Annotated in this window: 18 protein-coding genes; 12 read left to right on the forward strand and 6 right to left on the reverse strand. The window is 38.9% G+C overall.

The window, feature by feature from the left end:
* The first annotated feature begins 56 nt into the window (after positions 1-56).
* Positions 57-935: an AraC family transcriptional regulator gene (locus IGJ41_RS01960; protein WP_002358417.1), complete on the forward strand. Its 879-nt coding sequence runs from the start codon at positions 57-59 to the stop codon at positions 933-935.
* A gap of 1 nt (position 936) precedes the next feature.
* Positions 937-1773, forward strand: a complete 837-nt coding sequence (locus IGJ41_RS01965; RefSeq protein WP_002355313.1) for a sugar phosphate isomerase/epimerase family protein — start codon at positions 937-939, stop codon at positions 1771-1773.
* An 83-nt stretch (positions 1774-1856) separates the two neighbouring features.
* Here IGJ41_RS01965 and IGJ41_RS01970 read toward each other — a convergent pair whose 3' ends face one another.
* Positions 1857-2057, reverse strand: a complete 201-nt coding sequence (locus IGJ41_RS01970; protein WP_002355314.1) for a hypothetical protein — start codon at positions 2055-2057, stop codon at positions 1857-1859.
* Positions 2058-2162: 105 nt separating this feature from the next.
* A complete protein-coding gene (locus IGJ41_RS01975; protein ID WP_086281366.1) occupies positions 2163-3644 on the reverse strand; it encodes a peptide MFS transporter in 1482 nt (493 codons plus the stop codon).
* An 815-nt stretch (positions 3645-4459) separates the two neighbouring features.
* On the opposite strand from IGJ41_RS01975, the gene IGJ41_RS01980 reads away from it, so the two are divergent.
* Entirely contained in the window at positions 4460-5059 is a 600-nt protein-coding gene (locus tag IGJ41_RS01980; RefSeq protein WP_002355317.1) for a LysM peptidoglycan-binding domain-containing protein, read from the forward strand.
* Between the two features lie 69 nt (positions 5060-5128).
* Here IGJ41_RS01980 and IGJ41_RS01985 read toward each other — a convergent pair whose 3' ends face one another.
* Complete coding sequence (locus IGJ41_RS01985; RefSeq protein WP_002387902.1) at positions 5129-5509, reverse strand: PaaI family thioesterase; 381 nt, start codon at positions 5507-5509, stop codon at positions 5129-5131.
* Between the two features lie 110 nt (positions 5510-5619).
* On the opposite strand from IGJ41_RS01985, the gene menB reads away from it, so the two are divergent.
* Genes menB through menC form a run of 6 tightly spaced genes read left to right on the forward strand, consistent with a single transcriptional unit; the run spans position 5620 to position 12964 of the window.
* A complete protein-coding gene (gene menB / locus IGJ41_RS01990) occupies positions 5620-6489 on the forward strand; it encodes a 1,4-dihydroxy-2-naphthoyl-CoA synthase (RefSeq protein ID WP_002391106.1) in 870 nt (289 codons plus the stop codon).
* A gap of 4 nt (positions 6490-6493) precedes the next feature.
* Entirely contained in the window at positions 6494-7951 is a 1458-nt protein-coding gene (locus tag IGJ41_RS01995; protein WP_014524729.1) for an o-succinylbenzoate--CoA ligase, read from the forward strand.
* Positions 7948-9315: an isochorismate synthase gene (locus tag IGJ41_RS02000; protein ID WP_002407297.1), complete on the forward strand. Its 1368-nt coding sequence runs from the start codon at positions 7948-7950 to the stop codon at positions 9313-9315. Before IGJ41_RS01995 ends, IGJ41_RS02000 begins: the two co-directional genes overlap by 4 nt.
* The gene (gene menD / locus IGJ41_RS02005; RefSeq protein WP_153854044.1) at positions 9315-11048 is read left to right on the forward strand and encodes a 2-succinyl-5-enolpyruvyl-6-hydroxy-3-cyclohexene-1-carboxylic-acid synthase; all 1734 of its coding nucleotides are present in this window, start codon (positions 9315-9317) and stop codon (positions 11046-11048) included. Before IGJ41_RS02000 ends, menD begins: the two co-directional genes overlap by 1 nt.
* On the forward strand, positions 11036-11860 hold the full coding sequence (gene menH / locus IGJ41_RS02010) for a 2-succinyl-6-hydroxy-2,4-cyclohexadiene-1-carboxylate synthase (protein WP_002364943.1): 825 nt from the start codon (positions 11036-11038) through the stop codon (positions 11858-11860). The genes menD and menH overlap by 13 nt, the downstream gene beginning before the upstream one ends.
* Positions 11861-12964, forward strand: coding sequence for an o-succinylbenzoate synthase (gene menC / locus IGJ41_RS02015; RefSeq protein WP_153854043.1), 1104 nt, complete (start codon positions 11861-11863; stop codon positions 12962-12964).
* 56 nt (positions 12965-13020) lie between these two features.
* Here the strand turns inward: menC and IGJ41_RS02020 are convergent, their stop codons facing one another.
* Positions 13021-13719 carry a glucosamine-6-phosphate deaminase gene (locus tag IGJ41_RS02020; RefSeq protein WP_438713786.1) on the reverse strand — a complete coding sequence of 233 codons (699 nt, stop codon included), beginning with the start codon at positions 13717-13719 and terminating at the stop codon, positions 13021-13023.
* Between the two features lie 251 nt (positions 13720-13970).
* On the reverse strand, positions 13971-15497 hold the full coding sequence (locus IGJ41_RS02025) for an AMP-binding protein (RefSeq protein ID WP_002366111.1): 1527 nt from the start codon (positions 15495-15497) through the stop codon (positions 13971-13973).
* A gap of 220 nt (positions 15498-15717) precedes the next feature.
* Between IGJ41_RS02025 and IGJ41_RS02030 the strand changes: the two genes are divergently transcribed.
* Positions 15718-16119, forward strand: a complete 402-nt coding sequence (locus tag IGJ41_RS02030) for an organic hydroperoxide resistance protein (RefSeq protein ID WP_153854042.1) — start codon at positions 15718-15720, stop codon at positions 16117-16119.
* A gap of 43 nt (positions 16120-16162) precedes the next feature.
* Here the strand turns inward: IGJ41_RS02030 and IGJ41_RS02035 are convergent, their stop codons facing one another.
* The gene (locus tag IGJ41_RS02035) at positions 16163-16933 is read right to left on the reverse strand and encodes a sulfite exporter TauE/SafE family protein (protein ID WP_225581367.1); all 771 of its coding nucleotides are present in this window, start codon (positions 16931-16933) and stop codon (positions 16163-16165) included.
* A gap of 168 nt (positions 16934-17101) precedes the next feature.
* Between IGJ41_RS02035 and IGJ41_RS02040 the strand changes: the two genes are divergently transcribed.
* Both IGJ41_RS02040 and IGJ41_RS02045 read left to right on the forward strand, forming a co-directional pair.
* Entirely contained in the window at positions 17102-17905 is an 804-nt protein-coding gene (locus IGJ41_RS02040) for a PTS mannose/fructose/sorbose/N-acetylgalactosamine transporter subunit IIC (protein ID WP_002358431.1), read from the forward strand.
* Positions 17898-18716, forward strand: coding sequence for a PTS system mannose/fructose/sorbose family transporter subunit IID (locus IGJ41_RS02045; RefSeq protein WP_002355336.1), 819 nt, complete (start codon positions 17898-17900; stop codon positions 18714-18716). The genes IGJ41_RS02040 and IGJ41_RS02045 overlap by 8 nt, the downstream gene beginning before the upstream one ends.
* Positions 18717-18741: the final 25 nt, after the last annotated feature.

An 18741-nucleotide genomic window follows, 5' to 3' on the forward strand; every position in this document is an offset into this window, starting at 1 on the left:
AGAGGTGAATCTTGTTGAAGAGTGTAAAAGAAATCCGGAAATCACAAGTAAATAGTATGATTTCAGATCAATATGAGATCTTTCATGTAAAAGATATGGTTAGTCCAGAAAAAACCATCTATCATTACCACGATTTTTATGAAGTCCATTGTACGTTAAAAGGGGTAGCAACGTTCTTTTTAGATGGACATCAATTTGATGTTGAAGCAGGAACCGTTTTACTCATTCATTATCATGATTTACATCGAATTATTAAGCAGAGTACTGATGATTTTGAACGGATGTATATTTTTTTAACACCTGATTTTTTACAACAACGATCTAGTAAACGGACAAACTTGTCTGCTTGTTTTCAACATTTTGGTCAGCGTCGTAGTAAAGTTATCAAAGTGGATGTAGCAAAATTAGCAAACTACTTGACCCCGTTAGATCATTCTCCTTTGCCAGAAGAATATGGTGCGGATGTTCGTTATGAACAACAACTGTTAGACTTTTTAATTTACTTAAATCAATTAGTTCTGAAAGAAGAGAATGAGAGCCAACCAAAACAAATGATTGAAAATGAACGAATTGAAGCAATGATTACCTACATTTCTCAAAATTTGGATCAACCATTAACCTTAGAACAGATGGAAAAAAATTTTTTTGTGACTAAGTATTATGTAACGCGGGAATTTAAGAAACATACAGGATTTACTTTCCATCAATTTGTGCTGAAAAAGAAACTACTTTACGCTAAACAGTTATTAAAAGAATATCGCAGTGCTAGTGATGTTTACCTGAAATGTGGATTTAAATCATATCCACACTTTTTGAAATCCTTTAAAAAAGAGTTTAATATGACACCGAAAGAATTTTTGGTGCAACATAAGAATAATCAGATCATTCATTTTGATCATTACGAAGAATCTATCAAGAAAGTGAGGCTTGAATAAAATGTTGACACTTGCAGTACGTGCCCATGATGTTGGCACCAAAATATCTCCTGTGGAATTGGCTAAAAAAATTGCTGAAACGAACATCACTTCAATTCAATTTGCCTTAGGTATTTCTTATCCAGAATATGCAAGTGCTGCTGTTCTATCTCCAGGACTAGGAAGTCAATTGAAGAATATTTTCGAAGATGAAAAGATTACGATTAGTGTCCTAAGTTGTTATATTAATCTGATTCATCCAGATTTAGAAGAGCGAGAAAAACGACTGCATCAATTTGAAACATACATTCGTTACGCTTCAATGTTTGGGGCAAAAATCGTTGCAACTGAAACAGGCAGTATATATGAAACGATTTATTACACTGAAGATAATTATACAGAAGAAGCATACGAAGAAGTTTTATTTTCTGTTAGAAGATTATGTCGAGAAGCTGAAAAGTATGGGATAATTGTTGGGATTGAACCAGGAATCAATCATCCAATTCATACAATTGAAAAAATGCAACGATTGATTGACGAGGTTGCTTCAACTAATTTAGGCATTATTTTGGATCCTACCAACTTAATTCGAGTAGATATAGATAAAACGTATTTGGAAATAGTAGAAGAAGCGTTTGAGTGTTTTGGTGAAAAAATCGTTGCTTTTCATTTGAAAGATTTCATTATAAGAAATCAGCAGATATTTCCGGTAGCCATTGGCGAAGGGCAGGTACCTCTTAAAGAAACCATTCAATTTTTGAATAAACATAAGCCCGGACTGTTCACTATTTTTGAGGAAACACCATTTGAAAAAATAGCAAGTGCCTATCAAAAAGTTTCGCAATATCATTCCATTTAGATAAAAATGTGCAACAAAAAACATCTCGATTTTTTGAGATGTTTTTCGTTGCTTAATAAGACAAAATATAAAATATACTTGCCTTAAAAACTCACATAAAAGAAAGAAGCAATCGCCACAGCAAATGAAATAATAGCAAACACTAAACTACTCCATAGTCCTAACAGAATAAACGGTGAGGTTCTTTTGCCGCCCTCTTTCTTTAAGTAGGAAAATGTCCGTCCAGTAACAATGAATTGCCAGATACTAATCAATAAAAAAATACCGCCAATTAAGTAACGCATGTCCTCGTCCTCCTTCTATTTAGTATACCACTTGATGAAAACGTTATCAAAACGCTGTATAAAAAAGTTGCCTTTCAAAAAAGAGAAAGGCAACTTTTTGACGGTTTAACGGACGTCACCCATTAAGTTTTGGATTGGTTTTTTCACAATGAATAAGAGAATCCCGGCAACGACAGCTACAAGTCCGACAATCCCAAAATATGCTGACTCTGTTCCAGGTGTATAGAAACGAGCAATTTGAGCGTTAATGGCTTGTGAAGCGGCATCTGCTAATAACCAAATAGCAACGGTTTGAGCTTCGAAAGCTTTCGGTGCTAATTTTGTAGTAATCGATAAGCCAACGGGAGATAAACACATTTCTCCGACAATCATAATGAAGAAACTAAAGAATAACCAAAGTGGACTCACCCGTCCTTCGGTACCATAAAGTAGACCTGGCAACATTAATAAGACGAAGGAAAGACCAGCAAAGACTAGCCCTAGTGAAAACTTCACAACGGTTGATGGTTGACGTTTACCTAGTTTTGTCCATAATGTAACAAAAATAGGGGTCAAAATAACTACGAATACAGGATTTAATGATTGGAACCAGCTAGCGGCAATCGGGAAGCCAAACAAACTCGTTTGCGTCCGTTCATTTGCAAATAGAGCAAGAATAGACGAACCTTGTTCTTCCAATGACCAGAAAACAATTGCTGCTAAGAATAATGGCAAGTAAGCCAGAACTTTTGGTTTTTCTTCAGCAGTGACATCTTTAGACGTTAACATTTTGCTGAAATAATAAACAGGTAACAGGATTCCTAACACGCTGATGGTATTAATAAAGAAATCAATTGTTAAATGTCCTGTGACATAGGCGCCACCAAAAATAAGTAAAGCAACGATAATTGCCAGCATAAATGCTTTAGCAAATTTCTTTTGCTCTTCTTTAGACATTGGATTAGTTGGGGCCTGACCAATTCCAGCCAGAGATTTACGTCCTTGGAAATAATATTGTAGTAGCCCGAAGAACATCCCTACTGCGGCAACGGAAAAGCCTAAATGATAATTATATTCTTGTCCTAAAGTTCCGACAACAAGGGGAGCGATTAAGGCTCCGATATTAATCCCCATGTAAAAAATGGAGAAGCCTGCATCTCTACGTAAGTCAGTTTTTGAATAAAGATGGCCAACCATCCCTGAAACGTTTGGTTTTAACATCCCAGTCCCAAATACAATTAACATAATAGAAACGAATAAGGCGGGGACACCAAATGGGGTAGCGAGAACAATATGTCCAGCAATGATTAACAAACCACCAATAAAAACAGTTTTCCTTGAACCTAAGACACGGTCAGAGACCCAACCTCCAATGATACTGGACATGAAAACCATTGATCCATAAATGGACATGATGGCTAAGGCAGTTGCTTTGGGGAGACCTAAACCGCCATTGGCTACGGTATCGTAAATGTAATACATTAGAATAGCACGCATGCCGTAGTAACTGAAACGTTCCCACATTTCTGTGAAGAACAGTGTTGCTAGTCCTTTCGGTTGTCCCAGAAAGGATTTGTCTAATTTCTCAAGTTGTTCTTTGTCACTCATAGATAAAACTCCAATTCTTATAATATTCAGAATATTTGATAATAAAATGACTTAAATGTAGATTCATATATTTTATTACTCATAGATTGGAAAATAGAAAGAGAAAAAACTGATTACGTTTTTAAATAACAAGCGTTCGAGTGATTGTTTGTTTTTTATTCGTGAATTATGATAAAAATGAATATTTATTCTGCTTTATTTTCAATAATTTGTTTTCACATTCGTTTTAGCTGTTCCTTTTTTGAATAAGATTAAAATGAATAAATAACAAGCAAAATATAAGATTTTTTTGTTTAACTCTTTTTGTTTCAATAGGAAGTGCTTAGTGTTTTTTCAGAATCGAAAAATGAATACGATATAAAATTTAACTATATATAGAAGGAAAAATAAAAATAGTGAATGATAAAAAAATTCAAAGAAAACACCTGTTCTTTTTAGGCGTGAATTTTGAAAAAAACATTCTTATGTCTAGTATCTTTAACATTTTGTTACTTTTTGACTGAAACGAATGTAAAAAAACCGACATTTAAGGGCTAATCAAGGGTTGGAAAACGGTTTCTCAAAAATAAAATCCTGTTTTTTTAACTTTTTTTCGCAAAATATAAACAGGATAATATCAAGCTTCCAGCAGCTTTTTATTACAAAATGTAACAAAACCGACATTCTAGTAATAAATTGTCACGAGATATTCACCTACGGCCGGCCATTCGATGATAAAGTATGTGAAGTCGTTTCGATAAAGCGAAGCAGACGTGGTTGTTGCCGAGAGCTAAGAGCAACAATCAAATATTTTTAATTACAAAGGAGAAACATACATGAAATCAATCAAAACGATTTTACTTGGAACAACTTTGGCCGCAGGTTTAGGATTATTCTTAGGAACAGACGCAAACGCAGAAAGCTTATATACAGTTAAAGCAGGAGATACTTTATCAACAATTTCTCATCAATTTGCAGGAGACAATAGCTTAATTCAAAAAATTGCTTCTGATAACAAATTGCCAAACCTTGATTTAATTTTTGAAGGAGAACAATTAGTTATTCGTTCAGAAAAAGAAGTTGCTAATACTCCAGCACCAGCTGTAGAAGTTGCACCAGTTCAACAAGTAGTTGAACAACCTGTTGCACAACCAGTACAACAAGAAGTACAACAACCTGTTGCTCAAGAAGTAGCGCAACCAGCAGCACCTGCCGCAAGCAGTGATGCAAAAGAGTGGATCGCACAACGTGAATCTAGTGGTTCTTACGATGCAACAAACGGTCAGTATATCGGTCGTTACCAATTATCTGCCTCTTATTTAAATGGTGACTATTCACCTGCCAACCAAGAACGCGTGGCAGATCAGTACGTAGCAGGTCGCTATGGTTCATGGGATGCAGCTAAATCATTCTGGTTAGCAAATGGTTGGTACTAAAATTAAATAAACGAAGTAATCTAATTACTTATTAAAAACCATAAACAAAAAAACAGTAACCTGTAAAGATTACTGTTTTTTTTGTCGATTTGTTAAGGTACAACGCCCCACGCTCGTCAATTGGTGGTCTGCGTTATAAATTTTTGCTTCCCAAACTTGAAGGGTCTTTCCCGAGTGATCAGGCGTCGCAATCACGGTAAGGCTACCATCATGGACACTACGAAGATGATTTACTTGTAAGTCTATGCCGACAGCAAAAGTGTTTTCAGGAACGTTTTCGTTCGCACCTAAACTACAGGCAGTTTCAATTAAGATGCCGTTTAAGCCCCCGTGGACAAGGCCATAGGGTTGTTTATGCACGTCTTTTACCGCTAAAGTAAGCTGACATTTCTCAGCAGAAACGTGTTGAATCGTGATGCCTAAATACTCTAAAAGATGAATAGTAATCAGTCCTTTCTAATAAAAGAGAGAATAAAAGGTTTTTTATTTATTATACAGGAATGAAGAAAATTTGAAATAGCCATGTTTTTTCTTAAAATTCAAGCGACTTTTTCTCTAAAGTGCCGATTCTTGTGTATAATAGAAAAGATGAGATTAATGAAGGAGGTTTCCTAATGAGAAACTGGACAACAATTAAAGAATATGATGAAATTTTATTTGAGCAAGCAGGCAAAGTAGCAAAAATTACTATCAACCGCCCGCATGTTCACAACGCATTCACACCAAAAACAGTCATGGAAATGATTGATGCATTCAACATTAGTCGTGATAAAGAAGATGTCGGGGTTATTATTTTAACAGGCGCAGGTGACCAAGCATTCTGTTCTGGTGGCGATCAAAAAGTTCGAGGTAATGGTGGTTACGTTGGCGAAGACAATATTCCACGTTTAAATGTGTTAGATTTACAACGGTTAATCCGTGTCATTCCCAAACCAGTCATCGCAATGGTGAAAGGCTGGTCCATTGGCGGCGGCAATGTTTTACAATTAGTTTGTGATTTAACAATTGCGGCTGAAAATGCTAAGTTTGGGCAAACAGGACCAAATGTCGGTAGCTTTGATGGTGGATACGGCTCAGGTTACTTGGCGCGCGTTATCGGCCATAAAAAAGCGAAAGAAGTTTGGTTTATGTGTAAACAGTATTCTGCTCAAGAAGCTTTAGATATGGGCTGGATTAATACGGTTGTTCCATTGGATCAAGTAGAAGATGTGACAATGGAGTGGGCAGAAGAAATGTTAACCAAAAGCCCGATTGCTTTACGGATGATTAAAGCCTCTTTAAATGCCGATACAGATGGCTTGGCTGGTGTGCAACAATTAGCTGGTGATGCGACACTTCTTTACTATACAATGGCTGAAGCACAAGAAGGCCGAGATGCATTTAAAGAAAAACGGACACCAGATTTCGATCAATTCCCTAAATTCCCATAAACCAATGACTTGGTTAAATAAACAAGTACAAAAACGTCCCGATCATCCTGCTTTTTATTTTCAGGATGAATCTTGGACGTTTTTAGAAGTGCAACAAGAAGTCAGCCATTGGGTAGCCACATATCAACAGGTGCTTGCACCAGAAGAAAAACGTGTGGCTTTATTCAGTAAGAACAGCAAAGAGTTGTATTTTTCAATTCTAGCCTTATGGGAATTGGGGAAAGAGTTATTATTTTTAAATACGCATTTGACACTTGCTGAACTGACTTTTCAGTTAAAAGATGCGCAAGTTAAAACGATTATTGGTGCGCCTGAAACGCAGGCTTTGTTAGAGGAGATTTCTTTTGTTGACGTTCAGCCAATGGTTAAAAAACAACATAGTCTTTCACGTCAGGAGTTTCAACAGCCAAGTGACTTAGAGTCGGTGGCTTCTATTATGTATACATCTGGAACTACAGGACAACCTAAAGGGGTTTTGCAACGGTTTAAAAATCATTTGGCCAGTGCTAGAGGCACCCAAGAAAATATGGGGATTACTGCTGAAGATTGTTGGTTGTGTGCAGTCCCATTATTTCATATTAGCGGATTGTCGATTGTTGTTCGACAACTCGTCTTAGGTTGTAGTATTCGCCTTTACGATAAATTTGATGAACAGCAAGTGACACAAGATTTACAAGAAGGCCGTGGAACCGTCATTTCAGTGGTTGCGACAATGTTACAACAATTATTGTCTGTCTATCCTGAAGCTGGCTACAGCGCCAGCTTTAAAGGAATGCTATTAGGCGGCGGACCGATTGCTCCGGATAAATTAGCGCAGTGTGAGGAAAAAGGGATTCCAGTCATTCAATCTTACGGGATGACGGAAACGTGTTCGCAAGTTGTTGCCTTGAAATTTGAAGATGCGGCGCTGAAAATCGGCTCTGCTGGGCAACCGTTAAAAGATATGCAGATCAAAATTGTTGATGAACTAGGACAAGAACAGCCAGAAAAGCAAGTCGGGGAAATTTTACTTAAGGGACCAAACGTTGTTTCAGGTTACCTTAACCAGCGTCAACCTGAAAAATGGACAGCAGATGGTTGGTTTAAAACAGGCGACATGGGCTATTTAGATGCACAAGGTTACCTGTATTTGGTTAGTCGTTTAAGTGAACTCATTATCTCTGGTGGTGAAAATATTTACCCCACTGAGGTTGAACAGGTGTTACAGGCGATAACAGGAATTAAAGCAGCGGCAGTTGTAGGAGAACCAGATGCGCAATGGGGAGCCGTCCCAGTTGCATATGTGATTAGTGACCAAGAAATCACCTTAGCGCAAATTCAAGACCAGTGTTCACGAAAACTGGCAAAATATAAACGACCGAAACGCATTTATTTTTGTCATTCTTTCCCGCAAACAGCAAGTGGAAAGATTGCCAAACATCGTTTCATGACAGAAGAAAGAGAGGCGTTTTTAATCAGATGAAATTGCCTGATGAATTACGACAAGCCTATCAGAAGAATGCCCGTCAGTTCAGTTGGGTTTTTCCATTAGAAACAGAACAAACAGCCTTGGCAATTTTTGCCGCTGGTGAAAAGGCATACCAAGGAGAACGTTTTTTTTGGCAAACGCCGAAAAAAGATTTTGCTTTGGTTGGCTTCGGATATGAAACTATCTTAAAAGGCGCAGAAACAGAAACGCATCAATTGAACAACTTTTTAAAAAAAGAGGCGGCAACTCGTTTTCAAAATATGTCTATTTCTGGTACGGGGGCCCTTCTGTTTGGCGGTTTGCCTTTTGATACAGAACAAACGCCTACTGAGGCCTGGGGAGAGTTAGGGGAAGGTTGGTTTTATCTACCAAGTATTCTATTTACTTTTTCAGGTTCACGTATTTATGGAACGCTGAACTTTTCAGGTTCTAGTGAACAAGAAGTCGAGGAACGTTGGTCGACTTTGGTGGCTCAGTTTGATCGCTTGTTAGCTACCTGTGAGGAGTTGCCAGCTGTAGCGGAAACAAAGATTGACAAGGAAGAAGTTGCCGTGACTGAATGGCTACAAGCTGTCAACGAAACCGTAGCAGTCTTAAGAGAAGATGGCCCTTTAAAAAAAGTGGTTTTGGCTCGACAACTTGCTGTGAGCAGTCCTGAAAAAATTCGAAGTAACCAAGTGCTCGTTAATTTAATGGCACAACAACAAAATACGTATTTGTTTGCTTTAGAAGCCAAAGACACAAGTTTCATTGGTGCAACACCAGAACGACTTCTGTTGGGTACTAAAGAAACGTTTGCGACCGCTTGTATTGCAGGAACCATTAAAACGGGTCAAACACCAGAAGAAACGAAAGCTTTAGGAGCACAACTTTTACAAGACCGCAAAAATACCGGAGAACACCAAATTGTGGTGGAACGTTTAGCGAAAGAGTTGGCGAAGATGACGACTTCTGAAAACAGTATTCAAGCACCCATTATTTTGGAAAATCGAGATGTACAACATCTTTATGTGCCAATCTCGGGTCAACGTAAGCCGGGAATTTCGTTCTTGGAAAGTGTGATGCAACTACACCCAACGCCAGCTTTAGGCGGTGAGCCCAAAGAGTTGGCAGTCGAATGGATTCGACAATATGAGCCAGGGAGTCGTGGGTTATATGGTGCGCCAATCGGTTGGATTTCAGGGAATGATGATAGTGGCGAGTTTGCTGTGGCCTTGCGTTCAGGTGTCTTTGCTGGTCAGCAAGGCGTTCTTTATGCAGGTTGTGGTATTGTTGCGGATTCCCAAGCAGAGCTAGAAAGAGAAGAAACGAAAATAAAATTTCAACCGATGTTACGAGGAATTGGAGGGCAGGTTTAATGAATCATCAAGAAACAATGACCGATTATTTAACGGCCTTTATTGAAGGCTTAAAAAATAGTGGGGTTGAACAAGCAGTCATTAGTCCAGGGTCCCGTTCCACACCACTGGCTTTATTACTTCATCGGGAAACCGCAATCCAAACTTTTGTCGATGTCGATGAACGTTCCGCTGCTTTTTTTGCTTTAGGATTAAGTAAAGCGAGTCAAAAACCAGTGGTCTTACTTTGTACCTCTGGAACAGCAGCTGCAAACTATTATCCAGCAATTTGCGAAGCCAATATTAGCCATATACCCTTAGTCGTTTTAACAACGGATCGGCCGCATGAGTTACGTCAAGTTGGCGCTCCTCAAGCCATGGACCAATTACAAATGTATCAAAATCACGTGAAATTATTTGTTGAAATGGCTTTGCCAGAAGCAACAGAAGAGATGTTGAATTACGCCTATTGGCAAGGCGCTAAAGGAGCAGCATTCGCTCAACAAACGCCTGCTGCACCTGTTCATTTGAATTTTCCTTTGCGGGAACCATTATTACCTGACTTAGAGAGAAAAACAAAGAGTTCTCAACAAACGGCTTTATTCGCTGGCCAATCAATCCTTTCTACAGAACAAGTGCAACAGTTAGCGGATCAATGGTACCAGAAAAACGGCGTCTTGGTTGTCGGTGGCAGTCATACAGAGGAAGAAGCGGCGTTATTTATTCAATTAGCCGAAGCTTTGCAATGGCCGTTACTAGCGGATCCTTTAGCAAACATTGTGACACATGGGCGAAAGAGTAAAGTTGTTATTGCACACAGTGATCTGTTTCTAAATGTGGCGACCTTGCCACAAGAACCAGAAGTGGTAGTGCGTTTTGGTTCGCTGCCAATTTCTAAAAACATCATGTTATGGTTGAAACGCTTAGCAACGACAGAGACTGCTTTTTATTTTGTGGACGAAAATGGGCAATGGCAAGAGCAATTGAAAAAATCACAAACCGTTATTCAGGCAAAGGAAACCACGTTTGTAGAACAACTGCTAACGGTTGTCAAACCAACAGAAGCGACTTGGTTAGCACAATGGCTCCTGCTGGAAAAAACGGTCTCTGAAGTTCTTCTAGAAACGCTGAACGCGACAGAATTAAATGAAACAACAGCCAGCTTAGCTGTTCACCAAACGATGAAAGAGAACGGTCAGTTATTTGTATCTAATAGTATGGCTATCCGCTACTTAGATCGATTTATGGATAGTCGCCCTTATCGGATGTTTGGAAATCGCGGCATCAATGGGATTGATGGGATTGTTTCAACTGCTTTAGGAATGAGTGCCGTAGCACCGACACAGCAAAACGTTCTACTGATTGGTGATTTAGCACTATATCATGATATGAATGGTTTATTTTTGGCTAAACGCTATCAGTTGCCGTTAACAATTGTTTTATTAAATAACAATGGTGGCGGGATTTTCTCTTTTCTATCTCAACGAACTTTACATGAGGACGATTTCGAGCCTTTATTTGGAACACCGCTTGATTTAGATTTCTCGTTAGTTGCTGAACTTTACGGTGCTTCGTACCAAGAAGTCAAAACAATCGCGGAGCTCAAGCAAATTTTACAAACAGCGGCTGAAGAACCACAATTTCAAGTGATCGAAGTCAAAGGGAATCGTCAAGAGAATGTTCATTTGTACGAATCAATTTTAGCTGAAATTGGTAGACGAGTAGAAAGACAGGGGATTTCATGGAACGGTTAATTCGGGGGATGCAGTACCATTATCAATGGTTAACACCTTTTGATGCAAAGCGAACGACAGTAGTCTGTTTACACGGTTTCACAGGAACGTTAGCCACGTTTGCAGCCGTTTTTCCCAGTCAAACACCTTATAACGTTTTAGGCATTGATTTACCTGGGCATGGCGCGACTGCTAGTTTGGTAGCACCAGAGCGTTATACCATGAAACAGGTTTGCCATGATCTTGCTGAACTAACCGAATCGCTAAATTTGCCTTGCTTTTGTTTACTAGGCTATTCAATGGGCGCTCGAACAGCTTTAGGTTTTGCATTACATTATCCACAAAAGGTACAGCATCTTTTATTGGAAAGTGGATCACCAGGTTTGGCCACCGCCGCAGAACGTCAGGCTCGTATCTGTCAAGATCATCGTTTGGCGGAACGTCTCTTAGAGGAACCGCTGGTGGATTTTATTGATTTCTGGCAAGAATTACCGTTATTTCAAACGCAAAAAGCCTTGTCTGTGGCACAGCAAATGGCCATTCGTCAGGAACGTTTGAGCCAATCGGCCTTTGGATTGGCTAGTAGTTTGTGGTATATGGGTACAGGAGCGCAAGAGAGTTACTGGGAACGTCTAGCAGAATTGCAGCCGATTCCTACCGATTTATTGGTAGGCGGCGAAGATCAAAAATTTATTGGAATTGCGAAAAAAATGCAGGCACGTCAACCGTTGTTGAGGCTGACAATTTTTCCTGAAGCAGGACATTGTATCCATTTGGAACAACCAACGATTTTCTATGAAAAGGTGACAGCGTTATTGGAAGGAGCCATCTGAATGAACATTCAATCAATTGAAACCTATCAGGTTCGTTTGCCTTTAAAAACGCCGTTTGTCACGAGCTATGGTCGCCTGGAAGAAAAAGCGTTTGATTTATTTGTAATAACGGATGAGCAAGGAAATCAAGGGTTTGGCGAATTAGTGGCTTTTGAGCAACCTGATTATGTGCAAGAAACGTTGGTAACCGAACGCTTCATCATCCAACAGCATTTAATTCCGTTACTTTTAACAGAAGCGATTGAACAGCCGCAAGAGGTTTCAACAATTTTTGAAGAAGTTAAAGGGCATTGGATGGGAAAAGCTGCGTTAGAAACTGCCATCTGGGATTTATATGCCAAACGGCAACAGAAGAGTTTAACTGAATTTTTTGGACCAACGCGGAGGAAAATTCCTGTAGGGATTAGTTTAGGGATTCAAGAAGACTTACCTCAATTACTTAAACAAGTTCAGTTAGCTGTAGAAAAAGGGTATCAACGAGTGAAGCTGAAAATTCGTCCCGGTTATGATGTGGAACCCGTTGCTTTGATTCGTCAGCATTTTCCTAACTTGCCTTTAATGGTCGATGCCAATTCAGCGTATACATTGGCTGATTTGCCTCAATTGCAACGTTTAGATCACTATCAATTAGCGATGATTGAACAGCCTTTTGCTGCAGATGATTTTTTAGATCACGCACAATTACAAAGAGAACTGAAGACAAGAATTTGTTTGGATGAAAATATTCGTAGTCTCAAAGACTGCCAAGTGGCGTTAGCATTGGGCAGTTGCCGTAGTATCAATTTGAAGATTCCTCGTGTAGGTGGGATTCACGAGGCGTTGAAAATTACCACATTTTGCCAAGAAAATGATTTATTGGTTTGGTTAGGTGGCATGTTTGAGTCTGGTGTTGGACGCGCATTGAATTTGCAATTTGCGTCACAGCCTACCTTTTCCTTTCCAGGTGATATTTCAGCCACGGAACGCTATTTTTATGAAGATATCATCACTGAACCTTTTGTTTTAGAACAAGGGACAATGACCGTGCCTCAGGGACTTGGTATTGGTGTTACACTTTCCCAGACGAATTTGCTAAAATACAGTCAGTATCAAAAAATCATGTAATGATAACAAAATTGCGCCTATGACTATGCAGAGAAGCATAATCTAGGCGCAATTTTTTATTTTTCTAATTGACTCGCTGCGGCTTCATCCAAGAGAACCGTTAAATTTGGGTGGAGTTGAAGAATAGAAGCAGGATACGTTTCTGTGACAGATCCTTGGAGCACTTGTTTGACCATCTGAGCTTTTTGTTCACCATTTACAATTAGGACAAGGTGTTTAACTTTCATGATGCTGGCTGGCCCCATCGTAACAAAGGTCATGCCTGGCTGCATCATTTCAGGAACAAACCAAGGCTCTGAACCAGTGACGGTCACTTGATAGGTTTCATTTTTAAAATGAGTGGTAGTGGGCATGTTCCCACAAAAATGACCATCTGCTCCTAAGCCAATTAACATCAAATCTAAGCCGCCTGCGTCAGCAATCCGTTGTTCTTGTTGTTGAAAGTTTTCAACAGTTAATGGATGGATGTTTTGCTCGGATATTTCTGCAGGTGTCAAATACAGCGTCCGCAAATCTGTCAAAGTAATGCCTTCCTTTTGATGAGGAACGGGGATTTCATCAAAGTTATAATAATGAACATTATCAAAGTCAGATGAATTTTTCACAATTGAGGCTAATTTTTGGTAAACAAGTGTTGGCGTTTTGCCAGCGGTAATTGATAAATTCACTCGTTTATCTTGGCTCATCGTGCTTAGAAGTAACATTTTTGCCCATTCGCTCATCGCGTCGAAATCTTGTTTAATTAAAATTTTCATACTTGCTCACTCCATTCTTTGAATAAGCTAAGTATAATTTGTGGGAACCATCCCATGTCAAGCTCTTCACAAAAAGGATTTAATTAACGGTATGCAAAAGAAAGAGGAGCAGCCGTCAAAACGACGACTACCCCTCTTTTTAAAGATTAAGATAACCTACAACGAGTTAACTTTTTAGCTTTCTGCTCCACTTGCTCCAGCGCTGGTCTAAACGTTCTTTTGACCAACACTGTTTAACAAAGAATTTTATTTTATTGTTCTTTTAACCATTTTTCTAGTTGTAAACGTTGCACTTTCATAGTAGCTGTGTGAGGGATTTCATCAAAAGCCATAATGATAGGTTCGTTTAAATGTGGTAAATCGGCTACTTGTGTCCACCAAGCGTCCCAATCCATTTCTTCCCCAGGGACAACCGCTAAAATTGGCTGAGGTTCATTTTCTTTGCCACGGACAATAATCACTTCTTCTAAGAAATCTAATGCATCCAATAAATGATCTTCAATAGCTAAATTACTGTCGATGTTTTCAATTAGATCTACTTGGCGATCTTTCAAGAATAAGTGGCCGCGTTCATCTAACATCCCGTAATCGCCGCTGTCCCACCATTCGCCGTAGACATTTTCTGCAAAGCGGGCATCTTCTTTGTAATACGTTAAGGCCCGTCCTTTTGATAAAAATTGGATATGGCCGTCCGTCATCGCAGGTAAAACTTGTCCTTTTTCATCGGTAATTCGAGCTTGTGTTAAATCCTCTAAACCAACACCCATGTCACGAGCATCTGAATCTTTTAAGGAGTCTAAAGTATGCGCTCGTAAGATCATTGGCCCGCATTCACTTTGTCCATAAACTTGTAGGAAAATTGGTTCATTGGCAGCAGATGCTTTTAAGAAAGCCACCATTGTAGCGTTGTTAATTGCATCAAAAGTAGAATGATAATAATGGACACTAGCGAAAGCTTCAGGTTTTTCTTTGGCCAAACGAACCCATTGAACGAAGTTATTGGGGTGTGTTTCTACAGCGATTGGTTGATAGGTGCTGAACATTTCAGCGACTTTTTCGCTCGAAGCATTTGCTAAAGGCATCATAGGGAAGCCCATAGCCATTAAAGAAGACACGCCAATGTTAAAACGAGAATGAACTGGCGAAATATGAAAGCCAACTAATTTCTTTTCAGCAATTTTTGTAAAAATGGTTTTTTGCCATTTTGTACGCCAACCCATAGAGTGATTGGAATGACAGATAAGTTTAGGAATACCTGTTGTTCCAGAGGTGTGGGTCATGTAGGCAATTTCGTCTTTAGTCAGTTCGTCTTGAGGAACTTCCGTGGCATCAGCTTCTAAAAGAGAAGCAACCGAAAGTTTTTTATTGGCAGAGCTGTTACGAACAGCTTGAACTTTTTCAGCAGTCACATCATCAAATAAAATATAAGGATCTTCTAAACGATCAACGAATACTTCAATTGTTTCAAAAGGTAAATGGTATGAAACCATTACAGGAACGGCTGCTAGATATGAGGCTGCAACAGCTAGTAAATACGTGTCGAATTTAGGACTTTTATAAATAATAATTTTGTCGCCTTTTTTTACACCTAAAGCGGCTAATTGATATGCCCGTTTCAAAATTTCTTGATGGCTTTCACCATAAGTTGTTTCTAAGCCAAGTGCAGGAAAAGCAGGCAAGGATTCATCAAAAATAATTGGAACAGTTGGTGTTTTTTCTGCGGCTTCTTGATAGTTTGTGTAGAGGTTTAATGGTTGATAATCAAGTAAGTGTGTCAAGGGAAAGTCTCCTTTGTAAAATAGTTTGTGTACAAATGTACAAGTTCACTTTATCCTATCATAGAATGGGTTCTTTTTCTACGTCAAAAATACAACGTTAAATGTTATTTTTTATTATTCACAAGCACAACGTTTGCTGTATCTGACAAAGTTTCCTACAATAATTATGTAAGTAACAAGTTCTCAGAAGTGTAAAACTTTACAAAGGAGAGGAATTTACATGAAAAAAATCTATGAAACAACTATCATTAATACGGGTGGACGTGCAGGAGAAGTTCACTCACCGGATAAATCATTTTCTTATGCGGTTGCTTCGCCAGGTGTCAAGAAAGAAAATACAACAAATCCAGAACAATTATTCGCAGCGGCTTACAGTGCTTGCTTTAACGGTGCGTTAGAATTAGTGATGGATCAAGAAAAAGTCGAAGGTAAAAGTACAGTAACTGCACGTGTTTCCTTATTCCAAGGAGAAGATGGGTTTAGCGTTGGTGCTGAATTAGAAGTTCATATTGATGGGGTAAATCAAGCTAAAGCAGAAGAACTTGTTAAAAAAGCCCACGAAATTTGCCCATATTCTAAAGCAACGAGAAATAATATAGACGTTAAATTAACAGTGATTTAATTAAAAAAGAAGCGCTTTGTCTATACGACAAAGCGCTTCTTTTTTAGATAACAGTCCACAAATTATACATATTTAACAAAATAACTAAAAAAACAACTAAACTATAAATTTGGGCGACCCGTTGTTGGGATAATTTTTTACTGAAAAGACCGCCGACATAACCACCGAATAAAGCGGCAGGAATAATAGCCCAAAGCATTGTCAAATCAAAAACCGCAAACCCTGTGGTCAAGCCGATATTGCCAAGTTTGGCGAGTTGGGAGAAAAAAATAGTAATGATGGAATAGACAGTTGCTGATTTGATATCCATTCCAAAAAAGAGAATAAGGCAAGCTACATTAATGGGACCGCCACCGATGCCTAAAAAGGTTGATAGAATCCCTAAGCCTAATCCGACAATCAGAAAAATGCTCAATCCGTTGAGGTGTAAGTGCCAGTTGGAAAATTGATTGTAGAGAAGAACCAAAACCAAGGTCAGCAACATGATGATATATTGGATTAGTTGTACTTTTTCTTCATTTGGCGCTAGTGCAATCGCCTGATTAAGAAGTAAATCACCTAACATGCCGCCGACTAAGGAACCAAACGAAATACTCGCGGCTTTTTTCCATTCAATTTGGACACCATTTTGATACTGTTTATAAGTCGAAGAAATGGACATGACAAAAACAGCGACACTTGAATAGAACGCAATACTATTTAACGAATGGAACCCAAGAAAATCCAAAACAGGCTTAATAATGACGCCTCCACCCATCCCAGAGAGCGCCCCAACTGTATTGGATAGAAAAATAGTTATGAAATAAATCAGCAAAACCCGCACATAATCACTCCTAAACCGTTTTCTTTTAGTATAGCACAAAAATTATATAAGAAATGTAATTTCATTTAAAAATATTTTAAAAAGAACTTGAAATGATATTTCTTTAATGGTATTCTACAAATGCAAAAAAGAAAACGCATTCAAGGAGGATGAGAAAGCATGACAGTATCGATTGGTATTATTTTGATTTTATGTCTTTACACAGTTGTTGGTGTACTTGACCAAATTTCTATTCAGATTGGTCCATATACACCATTGTTTGCTGCAACGTTTACTGGCCTAGTCTTAGGAGATGTTCAAACAGGTTTGATGATTGGGGCAACGCTTCAATTGATGACATTAGGCGTAGCGACTTATGGAGGAGCAACAGTCCCAGACTTTCTTTCAGGGGCCATTATGGGAACGGCTTATGCAATCATTTCAGGGAAAGGGGCAGAGTATGGTATCGGAGTTGCGGTTCCAATTGGGTTATTATTAACACAACTAGATATTTTAGGCAGAATGGCTAATACGTTTTTCCAACACAAAGCAGATCGCTATGCGGAAGAAGGCAATTATAAAGGGGTCGAGCGCTGCAATGTTTTAGGAATTTTTCCTTGGACGATTTCTCGTGTCATCCCAGTTTTTATTGGCCTAGCTTTTGGTGAACAAGTTGTAAACGCTATCAATAATTGGATTCCTATTTGGGTGATGAATGGGCTAAAAGCAGCAGGCGCTATTTTACCAGCGATGGGGATTGCTATTTTAATGCGTTACTTACCAATTAAAACATACTGGCCCTATTTTATTATTGGGTTCGTGTTACTTGCTTATGGGGCCCAATTCTTCTCAGTTTTAGGTGTCGCACTGGTTGGCTTGGCTTTAGCAGCGATTTATGTGATGAATCATAACAAAGGCGGCGCAGCTACAACAAGTGGCACGGTTATTTACGAAGATGATGAGGAGGTTGAGATTGATGACTAACAAATTAACAAAAAAGGATATTAATAAAGTTTACGTCCGTAATCTTTTTGGCTATCAGTGGGGCTGGAACTATGAAAAAATGCAAGGACTTGGTTACGCTTGGGTGATGATGCCTGCATTAAAGCGACTATACAGTGAAGATCCAGTAGCTATGAAGAAAGCCTTGAAGACACATCTTGGCTTTATGAATACAACGCCAGCCATGTCGCATTTAATTGTCGGAGCTGATATGGCTTTGGAAGAAGAAGTCGGCATTGAAGATGAAACGGCCATTACTGGCTTGAAAACAGGTCTAATGGGTCCGTTTGCTGGTGTTGGTGATACCATTTTTATCGCGATTTATCGTGCGATTGTTTTTTCGATTGCAGCTTACATGGCGCAAGGGGGCCAGGTTGTTGGGTTACTGATCCCGTTAATTGCCGGAGCAGTGGTCCTATGGGTTCGCTATAAATTCACTTGGATTGGTTACCATCAAGGGAAAAAAATTGCGACAGAATTTGCGGATAAAATGAAATTGTTTACGCAAGGTGCAGCTATTTTAGGGTTAACGGTGGTCGGCGGTTTGATTCCTTCGGTAATTACTTACAAATTAGATTTAACTTATAAAATGGGAGATGTAACATTATCTGTTCAAGAAATGTTGGATAAAATTTTACCCGCATTAATTCCTTTAGGGATTGTTCTTTTATCCTATTGGTTACTAGGGAAAAAGAAAATGAATTCAACACGGCTAATCTTTGTTTTAATTTTAATTGGCATGGTTTTAGGCAATTTACAACCAATGTTGGCTTGGGTTGGCGGTTTATTTTAAAAAAATAGTATATAATAGGAGAGAT

Source organism: Enterococcus sp. DIV1537a (assembly GCF_051712085.1).
GTDB classification, from domain to species: Bacteria; Bacillota; Bacilli; order Lactobacillales; family Enterococcaceae; genus Enterococcus; species Enterococcus faecalis.